Here is a 16,935-nt window from a genome sequence, read left to right on the forward strand (position 1 = left end):
TTCCCATCTGTGTTTTTAGTTGGCTGCACCATGCTGCTGTAAACAAGTCAACTCAGCTGCAGTTAACTCGCGGTAGCTTCCCATCGCGAGATCAGAAGGCAGCTTTAATTCCCCCATCGCTGCACGTTTCAAGTAGATCACACGTTTATCGACAGCCTGGAACATGCGTTTCACTTGGTGAAATTTGCCTTCATGGATGACAAGCGATATCCGTGATACCGTGCCTGCTTCTGTTTCATCGTACCCAAGCACCGTCAATTCGGCCGGCATCGTCTCGTAACCATCATCAAGTCGTACTCCAGCCGCGAAACGCTTCACGTCCTCTTCATCCACTCTCCCCAGCACGTTTGCTTCATACGTTTTGGGGACATGCTTGCGAGGGGATAACAGGTCATGGGCAAGGGAACCGTCATTTGTCAAAATAAGAAGTCCCTCCGTATCCTTGTCCAGCCGCCCCACCGGAAACGGTTGAAAGATCCGGTCTTCCCTGCGCAGCAGATCCAGCACCGTTTTATCACGAGCATCTTCCGTGGCTGATACGACGCCCGGCGGCTTGTGCAGCATCAGATAGATCATTTCCCGGTAAATAATGCGCTCACCATCCGCTTCGATGATTTGATTTTCCGGATTAACCTGGATTCCACTGTCTTTTACCGCCCTGCCATCCACATAAATACGCCCCTGCTTCACCATTTTCTTGAGCTCGCTTCGTGTCCCTACACCCATATGGCTCAATATTTTGTCCAGGCGCTGCGTTTGTTTTCCTTTCCCACTCATATCGATGTCCACCTCCATCCCGCAGGATATTCATTCTTTAACACACCATCCAGCCATTTCCCCCAGCCAGCTGCATATCCATCAATACATACAAGAACATAACCCTTAGGGGCTGTTTCCGGGTGTACGTTAAGCCGCTGCTGCTCGATGTTCAGCGTTTCCCCTTTCAGGTATCTCACCGCTTCTCCGTCAGCAGAGGACAGATTTACGCTTCGCTGCGCCTCTGCTGCGTGCAGAGCGCAGGCCAGCGGATGAGAAGGCACAAATCGTCCATTCCTGATCGTGCCCATGAACCACCCGGGCCGAACAACCTTTAATCCTTCCAGACGATTAGCGCCTACTGCCGACTGGTACACCCGATCTCCATAGCATACCGTTTCCCCTTCAAGCTGCATATCCAGGTTATCTTTTATAAATTGACTGTACACCGTCAGCGGATCAGCTGCATTCGGATCAGCACCTCGTCCCTGTCCGCGTTCAGACCTTCGTCCTCCTGCCTCTTTTCCTTTCCTGCCAGGTTTACCCGCATGTTTGCCCGCACGAGTGCTTCTGTCACTGCCTTCTCTTGATTCTACTCGTAACAAACGTTCCTTTTTACGATCGGCTTTGGTTATGGGAAGCGAAGCCGATCGTAAAAAGGAACGATCCTCACTTGATTCATGCAGCAGCGCAGACTCATGCTCGTTTTGTCCAGCAGCATACCTTTCTTCATCACCTTCTTTATCGGACTCTTTCTTAAATTCATCAATACGTTTTTCGGAGCATCCTGTGCCAAGTTCAGTTACTTCACGATGTTTTAACACGGCAACGTAATGACCTTCTCCTTCTAACTTATGGGGCCACAATCGGGCTGTGCCGCGTGTCTGATCCAGTACTTCTTCTGTTTCGGCAGCCTTGATCGGCAGCATCTTGCGCACCCACTCCGGACGGCCCGCGGCAAAACCGGCTGTATTCGGAATATGCACCACCGCAAAGTCCCGATTCATCTTCAGAAACTCCGCAATCATCGCCTCATTTTCCTCCGGCGCAAAGGTGCAGGTCGAATAAACAATTGTACCTCCCGGAGCCAGAAGACGCGCTGCCGTTTCCAGAATATCCCGCTGCATCAGCACACATTTCTCCACGGAGTGATGTTCCCATGATTTCACCATGTCTTCGTCTTTGCGGAACATCCCTTCGCCTGAGCAGGGTGCATCAATTAGAATTTTATCAAAGTAATGGGGAAATGCATCCGCAATGCGCCCCGGAGACTCGTTCAGCACTACTGCATTTCTCACGCCATACAGCTCGACGTTTTTGGCAAGTGCTTTGGTCCGCTCGGCATGAATGTCGTTTGTGACAAGCACACCCCTGCCCTGCAGCTTGGCGGCGATTTGAGTGGATTTCCCCCCAGGAGCCGCACATAAGTCAAGCACGCGGTCTCCCGGTTGTACTTTCAACTGTTCAACGGGTGCCATCGCACTCGGTTCCTGAATGTAATACAAACCTGCATGATAATAAGGATGCAGACCAGGCTTCACCCCGTGAGATACATAAAATCCGGTTTCGCACCACGCAATGGGTCTCAATTCAAAAGGAGCAATGTCTTCAAATTGTTCCTTTGATATTTTCAGTGTATTTACTCGAAGTCCGGCATGCGGTGATTGTTCATACGATTTCATAAAAGATTCAAATTCTTCGCCAAGCAGACATTGCATCCGCTCTGCAAAACCCAAAGGCAGCTGTACAGCCATAGTTCCACTCATCCTATCCTGTTAAAATGACATATTGCTCTATGTTATCATATCCTGATTTTGCTTGCCTATCCTATCATGTGTATTCCACTACAGCGTGTAATGTAGTATAATGCTAATAGACTGTTTTATGAGCAAAAATTCGGTTGTTTATGCATATTACCCCAGCCTTGATTTTTGCCTCAACGATATCTTGATATGAATAATGGGGGATGAACAATGAATTCCAAGAAGAAAAAGAAGAGCGCCTCAATCCTAATATTTCTCGGTATTTTAGTCGTCTTGCTTGCTGCGCTTGTTCTCGTAAACCAACAGTCCAAAAAACAGATGGATAGTGTGAAAAACGCATATGGCATTGCCGCTTCCAAGCTTAATCCGGCTACACGGGAACTGCTTGATGATCCTAACTATCAACAAATTATTCTGCCAGCTGACTTGAAAGCCAGAATAGATAATAAGGACAGCTTCTTTGTTTATTTCTTCGCTTCCGACTGCTCGCACTGCCGTGCAACGACACCGCAGTTAATGCCGCTTGTGGACAGTGAGGGTATTAAGCTTCCGCAGTTTAACCTGCGTGAGTTTGAATCCGGCTGGACAGATTACAACATTGAATTCACACCAACATTGGTCTATTACCAGGACGGCGTGGAGAAAGACCGGATGGTTGGCGGTCTGAAAGAGAATGGAAGCGACAACGGTTATTCACTAGACGATTATAAGCAGTTTTTTGAAAAGTACAAAACCAGTGCGGCGCCTTCTAAAAGTTGAACCGCACTAACCAAAAACACCCCGATAATTCCTTCATTGGAATTGTCGGGGTGTTTTGTATACAAGACATAGGATACGTCATCCTAATTATTTGCATGTTTATTCGTATTCTCAGGGTCGTTCACTGAAGCAGCCTGCTGCAGCGCCTTCATTTTCTCTTCATATATCCGTCCTCTGGTCGGACTTCGCCGCTGCGGTACATTGGGCTTCAACTCCAGCGATCTGTTCTGCACCAATTGGGTAAGCGCACTATCCTCAATGGCGATGGACAAATCCCGATATTCGAGCAAACTCCATTCATTTTGCCGCAGCTCCCTAACGAGTTCACGAACATCCTCTCTCAGCTCTCCGAGCCGGATTCCGAGAACAACGTCTGGAAACGAAGCCAGCAAGTCGAGTGAACTCTGCAGCATCATGAGACCTCCGCGATAATTACCGTTTCTGTAATGATAGAGTCCCACCGCAATCTGCAGCAGTCCTTTATACAGCGGGTCACGGTCACATTCGAGCCACAGCTCCTCGAGCACCTCATGGCACTCAAAATAGTCCTGATCCCGATTAAAATAAATCAAATAATCAATGTAGAGCGGTTCATAGCTGCTCATCGGGATTTTCGCCCTTTCTGGCGTTGTTCAGAAGTTTCTTCACATCATCCAGCAGCACCTTAAGACCCTCCATATCATTCCGTTCCCAGCAGTCATTGAATCGTCGCTGTGCTTCAATCGCCTCATGAACGAGATGATAGAAATACAGCTGTTGAATGATGCTGAGTGTTCTAGACACAATATTAGAGTCATCCTCGAACGCCTTTTGTGCCTCCAAAATCTGCAGGCGAATCGCTGACATCTCATTATCCAGAACGAATGCAGCCTCTGCCGTTTTCTTCAATCTTGCTCTCATATCATCCGGAAGGCTTTCCCGGTATTTATAGCTTAAGGAATGTTCAATCGTTGCCCAGAAATTCATCGCCAGCGTCCGAATCTGAATTTCGGCAAGCACCTTTTTCTGACCCAAGGCTGTTTGTACCGGATACTCAATAATCATATGGAAACTGCGATAACCACTCTCTTTGAAGTTAGTAATATAATCTTTTTCAATAAGGACTGTCAGATCCTTCCTTGCCCTGATATATTCGGCAACCCGGCGAATATCATCGACGAACTGACACATGATCCGAATACCAGCAATATCCTCGATGCCTGTTTCCACATCATCCAGCGCCACATTGAGGCGTCTTGATTTTTCCAGAATGCTGGAGATTTTTTTGACACGGCCAGTAACGAATTCTATCGGGGCATACTCTTCCCGTTTCTTTAGTTCGGCCCGCATCGTCTTGAACTTGACCTTCAATTCCTCTACCGCTTGTTCATAAGGAAGTAAAAATGTACCCCAGTCTCTACCGTCCATGGTTAAGCCTCCTGTCTCTATAGCATCCCCTGTTCTTATCCATTATACATGATGTTTGCCGGGGGGAAGAGTCCCGATCCATAATACACTCTTCCTTGCTTCTATCATTCCAGTTCTGGGGATTTTATCGCTGCTTAACGGTGATCGGCACCGACAGCCTCTGAAATATGACTGTAACCGTCCCTCCGCAGTAATTCGCGCAGTCCCGCGTGAATGCGGCGGTTGACCTCTGGCCCTTCATAGATCAGAGCAGTATAGATTTCCACCAGACTTGCCCCGGCTTTAATTTTCTCATAAGCATCCTCACTTGTAAAAATACCGCCTGAGCCAATAATGGGAAGCCTGCCCTCTGTCTGTTTGTAAACCTGGCGAATAATCTCGGTTGAACGCTCACGCAGCGGCCTGCCGCTCAGCCCGCCTGTTTCCTTCGCATGCTGGTGCGAAAGACCTTCACGGCTGATCGTTGTATTCGTTGCAATAATACCCGACACCCCGCTTGCAGCAATCGTACTAACCATATACTCAAGTTCCTGATCATTGACGTCAGGCGCTATTTTGACAAGTACAGATTTGGCTGTTCCGCCAGCCTGAGCCTGTTGACTGTTCATCTCGCTCATCACGGCAGCAAGCAGTTCCTTTAATTCATTCCCATGCTGCAGATTACGCAGATCCGGCGTATTTGGTGAACTGATGTTCACTACAAACAGGTCAGCATAATTATATAACGCCCGAATGCACTTCGCATAATCCAGATGAGCTTCCTCATTTGGAGTTACTTTGTTTTTGCCGATATTAACCGCGACGGGAATCGGTCTTTCCTGAAGACGCGCAAGCTCGCCTGCCATTGCTTCTGCCCCCAGATTATTGAAGCCCATTCGGTTCACCAGGGCCTCATCTGGCGGCAAACGGAACAGACGCGGCTGTTCATTACCGGACTGTGCCAGAGGTGTTACCGTGCCCACTTCCATAAATCCGAATCCGATGGAGGAAAAGCCGGTTACAGCCTGTCCGTTCTTGTCCAGACCTGCAGCAAGACCAACCGGTGTAGGAAAATGACAACCGAACATATCGACTGCCAGATCCGGGGTTTCACGGACACCGTAAATCACACGCAGCCCGGACGGAACCGGACGGACCCTGCCCACACCACTAAGACCACCGATGATCAGATGATGGGCCTGTTCCGGGTCCATTTTGAACAATAAAGGTTTAGCAAGACTTTTGTATAACAAATCACTCACTCCGTTCTAGTCCGGTACGCCATATAGCCGCTCCCCGTCTCTTATATGTAAAAAACCTACACATAAGTCTAGCCGTTTCTTACTCAAAAAGAAAGACATTTGCGCATAGACAAACAAATTTCAAATCAGGCCTTATATACATAAGAAATCAACCCACCTACTGGAAATAACGATCTGAATTCTTTACAATGAGAGCAGGGTTACCTAGACCAGTTCGATACATATTAAGGAGGAAAAAACATGGCTCAGAAACGTAAACCGCCTGCACTGCAGCAAAAGAAAGAAGAAGTTAATCGCAAAGCCATCATATGGACAGCAGCCAGTGTTGGCGGCTTGATCATTATTATTGGTGCTCTGATTATTATTGCCAATATGTAGATGATGCAGCAGGACTAACCGAAATCCCTGCACATCTGACCTCGGCAAAACGGAAAATGGATGGACATGCCGAAATGCGCAGGATGAATTGCAGAACTAGTTTAACCAGTGATATGTCTTGTTAGGATTGTTCTGCTGGGGAACCAGTTTGTACGTATACCGCTGTTCGGTTTTTGGCACAGACGTAAGCTCTGGCAGCAGATCCTTACCGATGCGCACCGGAGTCCCCTGCGGAGCGAGAGCGAACAGTTCCTCTACATCCGCTTTGCGCATTCTCACACATCCAAGGGACTCGTCCAGTCCGATGCTATCAGGCTCATTAGTCCCGTGGATGGCATAATTCGTATTCGAAAGCTGCATACCTCGACTGCCAAACTCTCCATTGGAACGGCCATTCGGATTCACAACCTTGTCCGTAATGACGTACGAACCCTCAGGCGTCCGCTCTCCCCCAAGACCGACTTCATACATTCGAACGATCGTATCACCGCTAATCAGAGCGAGCCTGTGTTTACTCTTGTCTATGACCATCTCAAATGGTTTATCCAAAAACGGTTGCCCGCCAAGTGTATCAGCAAACGGAGACTCTTTGGCTTCGGGCGAGTCGGAAGTTTGCGTTTTCCCTTTCCCCCCGGAACTTCCGTCTTTCACTTGAACCTTATTCTGATGCACTGCCAACAGCTGCGGAAACATCTCGCTCATCTCGGCTGAAGTTTCTCCTAGAATGTTGTTAGGAAAAGGCTGTGCAAGGGCTGTAACACTCTTCGGCCACGTTTTGTTCTGTTTATGATAAGAGATGATTGCACTCGATAAAGCCGCTGCAGCTTCTTGTCTGGCTGTCCAGGCAAGGGCCATTCGTTTGATTTTGGAAGATACTTCAGGAGGTTTGCAGCTGCATTGTTCAGCATCATAACTCTGAGCCGTAAGCCTGCCTTTGGGGTTTGTCTGCATAATGTATTTCACCGGCATGTCCCGCTTCCAGACAGACCATGCATCCGCTGTCTGCATGCCTAGTACAGCCGTGGTTGTAACGCCAGCACCCGAACCGGACCATGCGGCAGCAAGTGCTGCACCTCCATCATTGCCCCCACCTAAGGCCGCCGCAGTGAACACACTGCTCTCCAATGAACCTGCTTTTGCTTCCTGCTTCTCGTCTACAGACTGCGCCTCCGGTGTGTCATTCTCTGGCTCCAAAGCTTCGGACAGGGCGTGGGAAGCCTTCATATTCGCTCCAGGGGCATCCGCTGGCGGCAGACCCGCTAACAGCAGAAGCATCAGCAGCGTCAGCCCCATTTTACGCCTGCGCCTCTTTTTCTCCTTTTGCTCCGACATCTCTACCAGCTTCTCCTGGTAATCCATCCATATATCCGCAGGAGCTTTACTGCGTTCAAAGGCTTCATACACTTCGCCCGCTTGCTGGAAACAATAATTGGCCTTTGCTTCCTGTCCTTCGCCCAAATACTCTTTGCCAAGCAGGTACCATGCCATTTTATTATCCGGATGTTTTTTGACATATGACCTCAGATCCGTATTCTGCATCTAATCCTCCACTTTTCCGCCTTGAACTTATAGAATGTTATATCGGCATCCAAGGGCAAAAAATGCATAGGACTTCAGCACCTGGTACTAATCATCCAGATCAAAAGAAAAAGCACATCTCATGTCTCCAGGACAAAAATGTGCTTTAATGTATATTATTTAAGAAAAGATTAACCTTCTTTATTAAAAGGCTCGTCCGCTACTTTAATCGAATCTGTAGGGCATCCATCGCAAGCATCCTGCATATCGTCGAACAAATCGTCAGGAATAGCTTTGATCCCTTGGTTAGCATCACCATCAAAAATGACTTCTGCCAAACCTTCATCGTCATAATCATAGATATCTGGAGCTGTCGCTCCACAAGCGCCACATGCGATGCATGTGTCTTTTTCGACCCAAGTATATTTACTCATTATACAATCTCTCCTCCTAGGATTCACCACGAACCGTGTTTTTATCTAGAAACATATTAATACAAAGTTAGAATAATTACAAATCAAATTACAGCAACCACAAATTTATATTATCCCTATTTAGTCCAAACTTTGCAAGTTATCTTTTTGCAATGACGTTCCCCTTACCTTATGGTTGCGAAGTAATGTGGAAGGATCATCGCCCAGCATGCCTGCAGTCACGACAGCATTCTCACCAAACTTATCCCGCAACTGGTCCATAATTCGAATCAAACTTTCCTTTTTCGGCTTTTGCTCATACTCGAACAAATCCAGCTGCACAGCCGATTCCTCACGCGGAATTAAATTTTGCAGCGTGATTCCAAGCATTCGTACTGGTTTTCCATTTCCCCAGTGTTTTGCAAAGAGCTGACAGGACTCACGATATATCACCGCAGCATCCTCTGTGGGAATATCCATCATTCTTGACCTCGTGATCGTTTTCATGTCTGGAGTACGAATCGTAATCTGAATGCCTTGACTCAGCATTTCGTGCTTGCGCAATCTACGAGCGACCTGATCACTGATGTTCAAAAATACCCGGTGGATATCATTCATCTCAGAGACATCAGCTGGCAGTGTCGTCGTATGGCCAATGGATTTATTGGCTTCACGCTCAGCCACTACAGGAGAGTGATGAATGCCGTTCGCCGAATTTTTGAGCCATGTTCCATTAATGCCGAATAAGTCTGTCAGCATTTTCTCATCGGATTTCGCCAGCTGTCCGATTGTATCAATGCCCAGCTTTTTAAGCTTCTCAGCCGTTTTTTTACCAATACCAAACATCTCGTTACACGGTCTGTGCCATAAAATATGCGGTACATCTCTCATTCGTAAAATCGATATACCGTTCGGTTTTTTCAGATCCGAAGCCATTTTGGCAAGCAGTTTGTTCGGCGCAATCCCAATGGAACAAGGCAGGCCAAGCTCATCCCGGATTCTCCGCTGCATCTGTTCTGCAATCTCGATGGGTGTACCGAATTGTTTCGAACCCGTAATATCCAGATAACACTCATCAATCGAGGTCGCTTCCAGCTGAGGAGTATAACTATAGGCAATTTGCATAAAAGCTCTCGAGTACTGCCGATATAGGTGAAAGTCTGGACGGATGACGATGAGATCAGGACATTTTTTCATCGCCTGCTGCACAACCATGCCTGTCGATATGCCTCTGCTCCGGGCTGTATACGAACATGTCACGATAACCCCTTTGCGAAGCTCACTGCTTCCGGCAACCGCCGTCGCCTTCCCTCTGTATAACTCCGGCTCTTCTGCTTCATGAACCGAACAGTAGAATGCATTCATGTCCACATGCAGAATCACTCGGCCAGCTGCCGGATAATACCCACTTACATCCATTGGAGGATTGCCGTCTGAAGACTTCACGCCCCCCACCCTTTCTACCCTCAAGATATTAAACCTGAGCGTTAACCCGCTGCATACATCGATATACTCATGTGTATCTTGGGCATTTCTCACTTCTCAAGTTATAAAGCCCCAAGTGTACAGCATCTATACATTATATCAAAATCGATATGTAAATTCATTGCAGATGGAGTTCTTACAATCGGGAATATCTTATTTTCATCTTCTACTGTTATTGCGAAAAATCGCCCTTAGAACCAGACCAATGCCCACAAGAAAGACAACTGCAATTAGAACATTCTCCCATACGATGGTCATCCGAATCCCCTTCCTTCCATATATATAACGTTTCATTCATAAAAAAATTTAACCTTTAATAAGGATACCATAAGAAGCCTGTTCAGCCTCCATCATGCTTCTCTTACACTTCATTCTGCAAATGTTTACGTTAACCTGCGAATTCGATGTAGCATTTGGCTATAATGGTGTTATAATAATTCATTATACAAATTCACGATTTTGGGACAAATCCATCATACCAGTTTAACACAGTGTAGCGGTGCTTCATCGAAGGGTTTATCCATTAACGTCCTTACCAGCTTCTCAACTACTCCATCAAAAACTGATAAAAAAGCGCTTTACCTTAAAGGAGGATCTTCATGTCAAAGGCCATTTCCATCTTCGACACGACTTTACGTGACGGCACACAGGGAGAGGGGGTCAGCTTGTCCGCAGATGACAAACTCAAAATTGCCAAAAAGCTGGATGATCTCGGTGCTCATTATATTGAAGGCGGAATTCCCGGCAGCAACACCAAGGATATTGAGTTTTTCAAAAGGGTCAAGGAACTGAATCTGAACGCCAAGGTTGCTGCATTCGGAAGCACTCGCCGTAAAGGAAGTATCGCCAGTGAAGATGCCAATCTGAAGCGAATAATTGAATCCGGGGCACAGGCTGCTACGCTGGTCGGAAAATCATGGGATTTCCATGTGCATACCGCACTGCAGACCACACTTGAAGAAAACCTATCCATGATCTATGATTCGATCGCCTACCTGAAGCAGAACGGCATGGAAGTCATCTTTGATGCCGAGCACTTCTTCGATGGATTCAAGCATAATCCCGAGTATGCACAAGCTGTCATGACTAAGGCCCATGAAGCCGGAGCGGATTGGCTTGTCATGTGTGACACCAACGGCGGAACGATGCCGCACGAAGTTCATGAGATCGTATCCAGTCTGCATCGGACACTCCCTCATGCACATCTCGGTATTCATACCCATAATGACTGTGAACTGGCTGTCGCTAACACCCTTAGCGCTGTACAAGCCGGGGCTCGTCAGGTTCAAGGCACGATGAACGGTTATGGAGAACGCTGCGGCAACGCCAATCTTGCTTCCATTATTCCAAACCTGCAGCTGAAGCTTGGTTACGAATGTGTGTCTGAGGATTCCATGAAACAGCTCACCAATGTCGCCCGTTACATCAGCGAGATTGCGAATGTGAATATGCCAATAAACCAACCTTATGTCGGCAATGCTGCATTTGCTCACAAAGGGGGAATTCACGTATCCGCTATCCTGCGGGATGCGCGGACTTATGAACATATCGTACCTGAACTGGTCGGCAATAAACAGCGCGTGCTTGTCTCCGAGCTGGCGGGTCAGAGCAATATCGTGTCCAAAGCACAGGAACTGGGACTGGAGTTTGATCCAAGCAGTGCGAACTCACGTCAAATCATCGAAAAAATCAAGGATCTGGAGCATCAAGGTTATCAATTCGAAGGTGCTGACGCATCACTGGAATTGTTAATTCGTGAAGCTAACGGAGATATGAAAGAACTGTTCACATTCGAATCGTTCAAAATGCTAGTAGAAAAAACGGCTGGCAAATCCGTTGTATCTGAAGCTTTTGTCAAACTTAATGTTGCAGGTACAAGTGTATATACCGCAGCAGAAGGAAACGGCCCGGTCAATGCGCTGGATAACGCACTCCGGAAAGCACTAGTACAGTACTTCCCTTCGCTCGCTCATATGCATTTGTCAGACTACAAAGTACGTGTACTGGATGAGAAGGATGCCACAGCAGCCAAAGTTCGAGTATTGATTGAATCCAAAAATACGGAAAATACCTGGAATACGGTTGGCGTATCCGAGAACGTTATTGAAGCAAGCTGGGAAGCACTTGTTCACAGCTTCAGGTATGCCCTGCTTCAGGAAAATATACAGAACGCACCGGATTCCCTTTCAGTTCCCACTCACGGGTTAATCAATCACTAGAAATCCAGCCATGCTGCCTGTTATTTCCCGGAAAATATAAAAAGCTTCTGCAGCCATAATCCATGGGGCAGAAGCTTTTTATATTACATGAGAACGAACGAAATTATAGGGTGTGTCTTGAAACCTACTGCAGTGTAGTTTCTATCCTCTTTTTGCCAACCGCTGCGTCACTTTCCATTGATGTGCACCTGTACGCCTGCGGTAAACTTCCTTGAGCGGAACGAAAGTTCAGTAAATCGGGCTTCCTTCAGCGTTTTCAAACACATCCTAGTTTGCGATCAGCTTTTTGATTTTTTTCTCCAGCTCTTTTTCAGGCAGTATCCCCAGTACGACCTCTTGAATGACTCCGCGCGAATCAATCAGTACATTTGTGGGAAAGGCTACCCCGTTATATTGGGCATACACCGTTCCTTTTTCGTCCAGCGGGATTGGAAATGTCAGCTTGTACTTATCCACAAACGCTTTCGCATCCCTAAGCTTGTCATATGAGGTGACATTCACACCATACAGATCCAGCTTATCTTTATATTTTAGCGCCAAATGGTTTAGTTCAGGAGCTTCCTGCTTGCAGGGCTCACACCAAGACGCCCAGAAGCTCACAAAGGTCGCCTTCTCTTTTGCCCCACCCACACTGTAAGTTCTCCCATCCAATCCTGTCAGCGAGAATGGCGGAGCCAGCAAGCCTGCCTTAGGACCCGTTTCTGTAGGCAGGGGCTCCTCCTGCTTGAAAACAGCAGCAATACCATTGTCCGCATTTTGAGCCAAAGCAATCCCAACAAGCAGGACGACTCCAAGCAGTATGTATATGTTACGTTTCATCATTCGCCACCCTCTTTGTTCATTCATAATGTCTCCACTTGTTTTTCAGCATTTCTTTATCATATTGTACCCTTTTCCCTTAAAATTTTACAATCCGGATGGAACAAAATAAAATGAAAAAGGACTCCTGCATCAGCAGGAGCCAAAGAGAGAGGGGTGAATACATGTGGCAGCACTTCATGGGCAGCAAAATACCCTAATGCTTCCCCGCTCGGTGGAACAGGAAATGTTCAGGCACATGCATCTTTCACTGCCGCAGGAAGCCTGCGGGGTTGTGCTGGGTGAATCCGCAGCGGGCGGCATACGAATCAGTCGGTTTCAGCCCATTCGTAACGTAGCGCCTGACCCGCTGCATCACTTCTTCCTGGATCAAACGGAATGGATCCAATGTTTTTTCTCTGAACTCACTATCGTTGGCATTTTTCACACTCACCCGCGCACACTGCCCATTCCTTCGCAAGAGGACCTGCAGGACCTCCCCAACTTTGCCGGAATGTTACAGACCTATTTAATCGGCGCACCTGATCCTTCAATTACACCTACAGGCGAAGCGGCACTCCATATGGTACTGAACGCTTATGAAATTAAATCGCAGGGAAAAATACCAGGCAGCAGCGCTGCTTCTTCATCCTTCTACAGCTTGGTACCCATGCTCCTATGCGTGACTTAACCGCGCATAGAGATCACCCAATGTCTCAATGTTTTTACGCTGCATATCCTTGAGATAACAGGACCATAACTGCGCTGTCATCTTGGCATCTTCAAGCGCATGGTGCCGCCCATAGATCGGAATACCTCTGGATTCGAGCAGTTCATCCAGACCATATCCCTGTCTCGTCGGTTCAAGCCAGCGGGCAAGCATCATCGTATCAATTAAACGATGAGTCAGCCTGACCTTGGATGTGCGCCATAACGCTGCGTTAAGGAAGGCCCGGTCATGCGCACTCGCATGGGCAACCAGCACATTTCCGCCAACAAAGGACATGAAATCGTGCAGCCCTTCAAGCAGCGTTGGAGCTTCTTCCGTCATCTGCTGTGTAATGCCTGTAAGTTCTGTAATATGCTCGGGTACTGCCGTTTTGGACTGCACCACCGTGTAAAACGATTCCTCTTCCAGTAGAGCACCGCCTCGAATACGTACCGCCCCAAAGGACAGAATCTCATCTCCATGCTGGGGAGAGAACCCCGTGGTTTCCAAGTCAAAAACAACTGCATCCAATTCGTTTAGAGGTGTATGCAGCACTTCTGGCCTGCGCTGCTCCCTCATCATGGAACGGATAAACGCCATATGCTGCGCCGTAGGGGCTCCCATAATGGAAGCGATAGCGGAAGGAACCCCTCCCTGTCGCAGCGAATTCCAAAATCCAGTACTGCCCCTTGCCGGCTCTCTCATGGACGTCTCCTTTCTGCAAAACGCAGCTGTCGCTGCAGAGCACGATGCACTCGCTTGACTAGTCCCAGTGTCTCTCTCAGATCATAATGGATCCGTTTCTGCTTCATCTGTTTCTCATCCAGAAAACCACTGCTCTGCTGCAGGTCCTGCCGGATGACAACAGGCGTGCTGCGGCGAAGCTTCAAAGCAGACATAAACGCGCGCTGGCACGCATCCATTAACGGGAATGGCACTGCTTCAAGCGAAGACAGTCTCTCCATTCGTTTTATCGTTGATGATTCCTGAACTCCGTGCTGCGAGCGCCAAAAACCTGACACTGTTGACCAGCGGAATATAGAGACCGTATTTTATATCAAATCCCCCGGCATGTTCACCAAACCGTTCTGTAACAACACGACCCAGTATGTTCAACGTCGCTTTATGTTTCACCGTATTACGAAGCACCGCATCGGAGAGCCCCGGCATCCGGCGGAACTGTTCGTAGAAACTCGCAAACCATTCTTCTGCCAGATCAGCCTCCCCTGCAATACAGCGCATATCGGAAGCAATGATCAGGTTGCGCACTGGCTCCCAGTTCAGATCAGAGCTCCACTCAAACAGCTGCTCTTTCCAGGATGCCAGCGTTTTACGCCAGAGCGGCTCCGAGCACATCACCTTGCCTTCACACTTGGCATAACCCAGTTCTTCCAAAAGATCAGTTATACGTTTTCCCAGTTCAGCAAAATACTCCTCTTTTCCTTCGTGCGGAGCATCACTGATAATCATGCCATTATCCTGATCACTCCATAATGTCGCCTCTTCCCTGCCGGAGCTTCCGAATACGATAAAGGCATAGGGGACGGGAGGCTGGCCAAAGCCCTCCTCTACCATCCCCTGAATGCATAACTCTACTGCTTTCCGTGCAATGCGGTCATGCAGTTCATTTACCGTCTCGTACCATTCTACCAGCGACAAGGAAGCGGACAGTGATTTCTGGAGCTCTCTCTGGAGGATGACGCGTGTCTGGCGCAGTTCATATGCAGAAGCCGCACCATCGATCCCTTGATAAGACCAGGAATGGTTTGTTATGGAGATAGGTTCCATCATATCCAGCCTCCTTGAAGCAATTTCAATCATGATTCACCTCAGGAGCTGAACGTACCGCCCGATTTGGATTCTGCATGCTTCATTTGCTCAGGATATCCATACGTACCGTGTTCACTAAGGTCGAGACCCATCGTTTCTTCTTCTTCAGTAACTCGAATGCCCATGACAGCTTTCATGCCCCCGAGAATAATGAAGGACATCACAAGAACGAAAGCAAATGCACCTACAAGACCTAACAACTGCACGCCCAGTTGGTGGAACCCACCGCCATAGAACAGTCCCGCTTGACCAACGCCTACTTTCTCGGCAAGTTCAGGTGTAGCGAACAAACCTGTGGAGATGGCCCCCCACATACCAGCGATACCGTGTACAGAGAACGCATAGATCGGATCATCAATGCCTTTACGATCAAAATATTGAGCCGTGAAGAATGTAATGATACCTGCAAGTGCACCGATAACCAGAGCTGCCCAAGGTTCTACAAAAGCACATGCCCCAGTAATCGCTACGAGTGCCGCAAGCACCCCGTTCAGCATGCTCGGGATATCTGATTTTCCAAGAACTGCCCAGGAGATCAACAGAGCAGCAACACCACCCGCCGCAGCAGCCACGTTGGTAGTCAGCGCCACATAACCGAAGAATCCTTCGCCCATGGCAGACAGCGTACTACCTGGATTGAAACCGAACCAGCCGATCCAGAGGATAATGACCCCGAGTACGGAATATACTTGGTTGTGACCTGGAATGATGTTAGGTTTACCGTCTTTGTTGTATTTGCCGATCCGAGGTTTCAGCAGGATAGTAGCTACCAGCGCAGCCGTTGCACCTGTCAAGTGGACAACGGTAGAACCTGCGAAGTCCTGCATACCCAGTTCTGCAAGCCAGCCGCCGCCCCATACCCAGTGAGCAACTACCGGATACATAATAATGGTGTACAGTGTACCAAACACAATATATACGCTCATCTTTGCACGTTCTGCCATACCCCCGCAGGCAATAGCCAGGGAAACAGCCGCAAATGCAAGGTGGAATACAAATTTAATCGTTAGCGGAACATCGGAGAAAGCGAGTGATTCGAAGGAAGCTGCCATGTTGTCTCCACTCATGAAGAAACCGGTTGTTCCAAAGAATCCGTTCCCGTTACCGAAACCTAGGCCGAAACCAAGCGCCCAGAATGCAATGACTGAAATGCCCAATGTCAAAATCGTCTTACCCGCAATGTGACCTGCATTTTTCATTCGTGTTGAGCCCGCTTCAAGGAGTGCAAACCCACCCTGCATAAAGAACACCAGCACTACAGCCAGGAACGTAAAAGCCGAGTTCAGGCCGCTTTGAAGTTCAATATTACTTGGACCCTCCGCAGCTGCGAATGCACTTACCGGAAAAGCTAATAAAGTAAGCATTGCTAACATTGAAACCAACCATTTCTTTCTCATGTACCCCACTCCCTCTTATGTTATGTTTATTAACATATCGTGAAACTCTTAATGTCATTATAAGCAGAAGTGAGGAAAGTTGACAAGAGTATTTTCATCATTTTCCTAAATATTTTATGGGAATAAAGTCTTACGTCTTTTTCTTGCACTTAAGTACATAATCACATGCTTTGAGCACATAGATATAGAAAAGAAGCAAGCTGCCCATCAAAGCATAACGTTTGACTGTACGGTTCATGATCATGTATCATACTTATTAGTA

The 16,935-nt window shown here is 47.7% G+C and carries 17 protein-coding genes; 4 read left to right on the forward strand and 13 right to left on the reverse strand.

Features of this window, described 5'->3' with window-relative positions:
• Window positions 1-15: 15 nt before the first annotated feature.
• Both ABXS70_RS15925 and ABXS70_RS15930 read right to left on the reverse strand, forming a co-directional pair.
• Complete coding sequence (locus ABXS70_RS15925; RefSeq protein ID WP_342555326.1) at window positions 16-777, reverse strand: pseudouridine synthase; 762 nt, start codon at window positions 775-777, stop codon at window positions 16-18.
• On the reverse strand, window positions 774-2,510 hold the full coding sequence (locus ABXS70_RS15930) for an RsmB/NOP family class I SAM-dependent RNA methyltransferase (RefSeq protein WP_342555325.1): 1,737 nt from the start codon (window positions 2,508-2,510) through the stop codon (window positions 774-776). Before ABXS70_RS15930 ends, ABXS70_RS15925 begins: the two co-directional genes overlap by 4 nt.
• 219 nt (window positions 2,511-2,729) lie before the next feature.
• Between ABXS70_RS15930 and ABXS70_RS15935 the strand changes: the two genes are divergently transcribed.
• A complete protein-coding gene (locus tag ABXS70_RS15935) occupies window positions 2,730-3,278 on the forward strand; it encodes a thioredoxin family protein (protein WP_342555324.1) in 549 nt (182 codons plus the stop codon).
• Between the two features lie 83 nt (window positions 3,279-3,361).
• Here the strand turns inward: ABXS70_RS15935 and ABXS70_RS15940 are convergent, their stop codons facing one another.
• The 3 genes from ABXS70_RS15940 to ABXS70_RS15950 all read right to left on the reverse strand — a co-directional run bounded on the left by ABXS70_RS15940 (window position 3,362) and on the right by ABXS70_RS15950 (window position 5,917).
• A complete protein-coding gene (locus ABXS70_RS15940) occupies window positions 3,362-3,883 on the reverse strand; it encodes a DUF309 domain-containing protein (RefSeq protein ID WP_366289102.1) in 522 nt (173 codons plus the stop codon).
• Window positions 3,870-4,685: a GTP pyrophosphokinase family protein gene (locus tag ABXS70_RS15945; RefSeq protein ID WP_342555322.1), complete on the reverse strand. Its 816-nt coding sequence runs from the start codon at window positions 4,683-4,685 to the stop codon at window positions 3,870-3,872. Before ABXS70_RS15945 ends, ABXS70_RS15940 begins: the two co-directional genes overlap by 14 nt.
• 134 nt (window positions 4,686-4,819) lie before the next feature.
• Window positions 4,820-5,917, reverse strand: a complete 1,098-nt coding sequence (locus ABXS70_RS15950) for a quinone-dependent dihydroorotate dehydrogenase (RefSeq protein ID WP_366289107.1) — start codon at window positions 5,915-5,917, stop codon at window positions 4,820-4,822.
• A 249-nt stretch (window positions 5,918-6,166) separates the two neighbouring features.
• Here ABXS70_RS15950 and ABXS70_RS15955 point away from each other — a divergent pair, with 249 nt between their 5' ends.
• Complete coding sequence (locus ABXS70_RS15955) at window positions 6,167-6,304, forward strand: hypothetical protein (protein WP_342555320.1); 138 nt, start codon at window positions 6,167-6,169, stop codon at window positions 6,302-6,304.
• A gap of 96 nt (window positions 6,305-6,400) precedes the next feature.
• Here ABXS70_RS15955 and ABXS70_RS15960 read toward each other — a convergent pair whose 3' ends face one another.
• The 3 genes from ABXS70_RS15960 to ABXS70_RS15970 all read right to left on the reverse strand — a co-directional run bounded on the left by ABXS70_RS15960 (window position 6,401) and on the right by ABXS70_RS15970 (window position 9,654).
• Window positions 6,401-7,843, reverse strand: coding sequence for a L,D-transpeptidase (locus tag ABXS70_RS15960; protein ID WP_342555319.1), 1,443 nt, complete (start codon window positions 7,841-7,843; stop codon window positions 6,401-6,403).
• Between the two features lie 170 nt (window positions 7,844-8,013).
• Window positions 8,014-8,256: a ferredoxin gene (locus ABXS70_RS15965; protein WP_062322102.1), complete on the reverse strand. Its 243-nt coding sequence runs from the start codon at window positions 8,254-8,256 to the stop codon at window positions 8,014-8,016.
• Between the two features lie 120 nt (window positions 8,257-8,376).
• Entirely contained in the window at window positions 8,377-9,654 is a 1,278-nt protein-coding gene (locus ABXS70_RS15970; RefSeq protein ID WP_366296666.1) for a DNA polymerase IV, read from the reverse strand.
• Window positions 9,655-10,319: 665 nt separating this feature from the next.
• Here ABXS70_RS15970 and cimA point away from each other — a divergent pair.
• On the forward strand, window positions 10,320-11,939 hold the full coding sequence (cimA, locus tag ABXS70_RS15975; protein ID WP_342555318.1) for a citramalate synthase: 1,620 nt from the start codon (window positions 10,320-10,322) through the stop codon (window positions 11,937-11,939).
• A 267-nt stretch (window positions 11,940-12,206) separates the two neighbouring features.
• Here cimA and ABXS70_RS15980 read toward each other — a convergent pair whose 3' ends face one another.
• Complete coding sequence (locus ABXS70_RS15980; protein WP_342555317.1) at window positions 12,207-12,761, reverse strand: TlpA disulfide reductase family protein; 555 nt, start codon at window positions 12,759-12,761, stop codon at window positions 12,207-12,209.
• A 163-nt stretch (window positions 12,762-12,924) separates the two neighbouring features.
• On the opposite strand from ABXS70_RS15980, the gene ABXS70_RS15985 reads away from it, so the two are divergent.
• On the forward strand, window positions 12,925-13,428 hold the full coding sequence (locus tag ABXS70_RS15985; protein WP_342555316.1) for a M67 family metallopeptidase: 504 nt from the start codon (window positions 12,925-12,927) through the stop codon (window positions 13,426-13,428).
• Here ABXS70_RS15985 and ABXS70_RS15990 read toward each other — a convergent pair.
• The 4 genes from ABXS70_RS15990 to ABXS70_RS16005 are packed head-to-tail and all read right to left on the reverse strand — an operon-like array spanning window position 13,414 to window position 16,673.
• Window positions 13,414-14,151, reverse strand: a complete 738-nt coding sequence (locus ABXS70_RS15990) for an exonuclease domain-containing protein (RefSeq protein ID WP_342555315.1) — start codon at window positions 14,149-14,151, stop codon at window positions 13,414-13,416. The genes ABXS70_RS15985 and ABXS70_RS15990 overlap by 15 nt on opposite strands.
• Window positions 14,148-14,411, reverse strand: a complete 264-nt coding sequence (locus ABXS70_RS15995) for a hypothetical protein (RefSeq protein ID WP_366289114.1) — start codon at window positions 14,409-14,411, stop codon at window positions 14,148-14,150. The genes ABXS70_RS15990 and ABXS70_RS15995 overlap by 4 nt, the downstream gene beginning before the upstream one ends.
• Entirely contained in the window at window positions 14,389-15,237 is an 849-nt protein-coding gene (locus ABXS70_RS16000) for a DUF294 nucleotidyltransferase-like domain-containing protein (RefSeq protein ID WP_366289117.1), read from the reverse strand. The genes ABXS70_RS15995 and ABXS70_RS16000 overlap by 23 nt, the downstream gene beginning before the upstream one ends.
• A 38-nt stretch (window positions 15,238-15,275) precedes the next feature.
• Window positions 15,276-16,673 carry an ammonium transporter gene (locus ABXS70_RS16005; RefSeq protein ID WP_342555313.1) on the reverse strand — a complete coding sequence of 466 codons (1,398 nt, stop codon included), beginning with the start codon at window positions 16,671-16,673 and terminating at the stop codon, window positions 15,276-15,278.
• Window positions 16,674-16,935: the final 262 nt, after the last annotated feature.

Source organism: Paenibacillus sp. AN1007 (assembly GCF_040702995.1).
Classification (GTDB): Bacteria; Bacillota; Bacilli; order Paenibacillales; family Paenibacillaceae; genus Paenibacillus.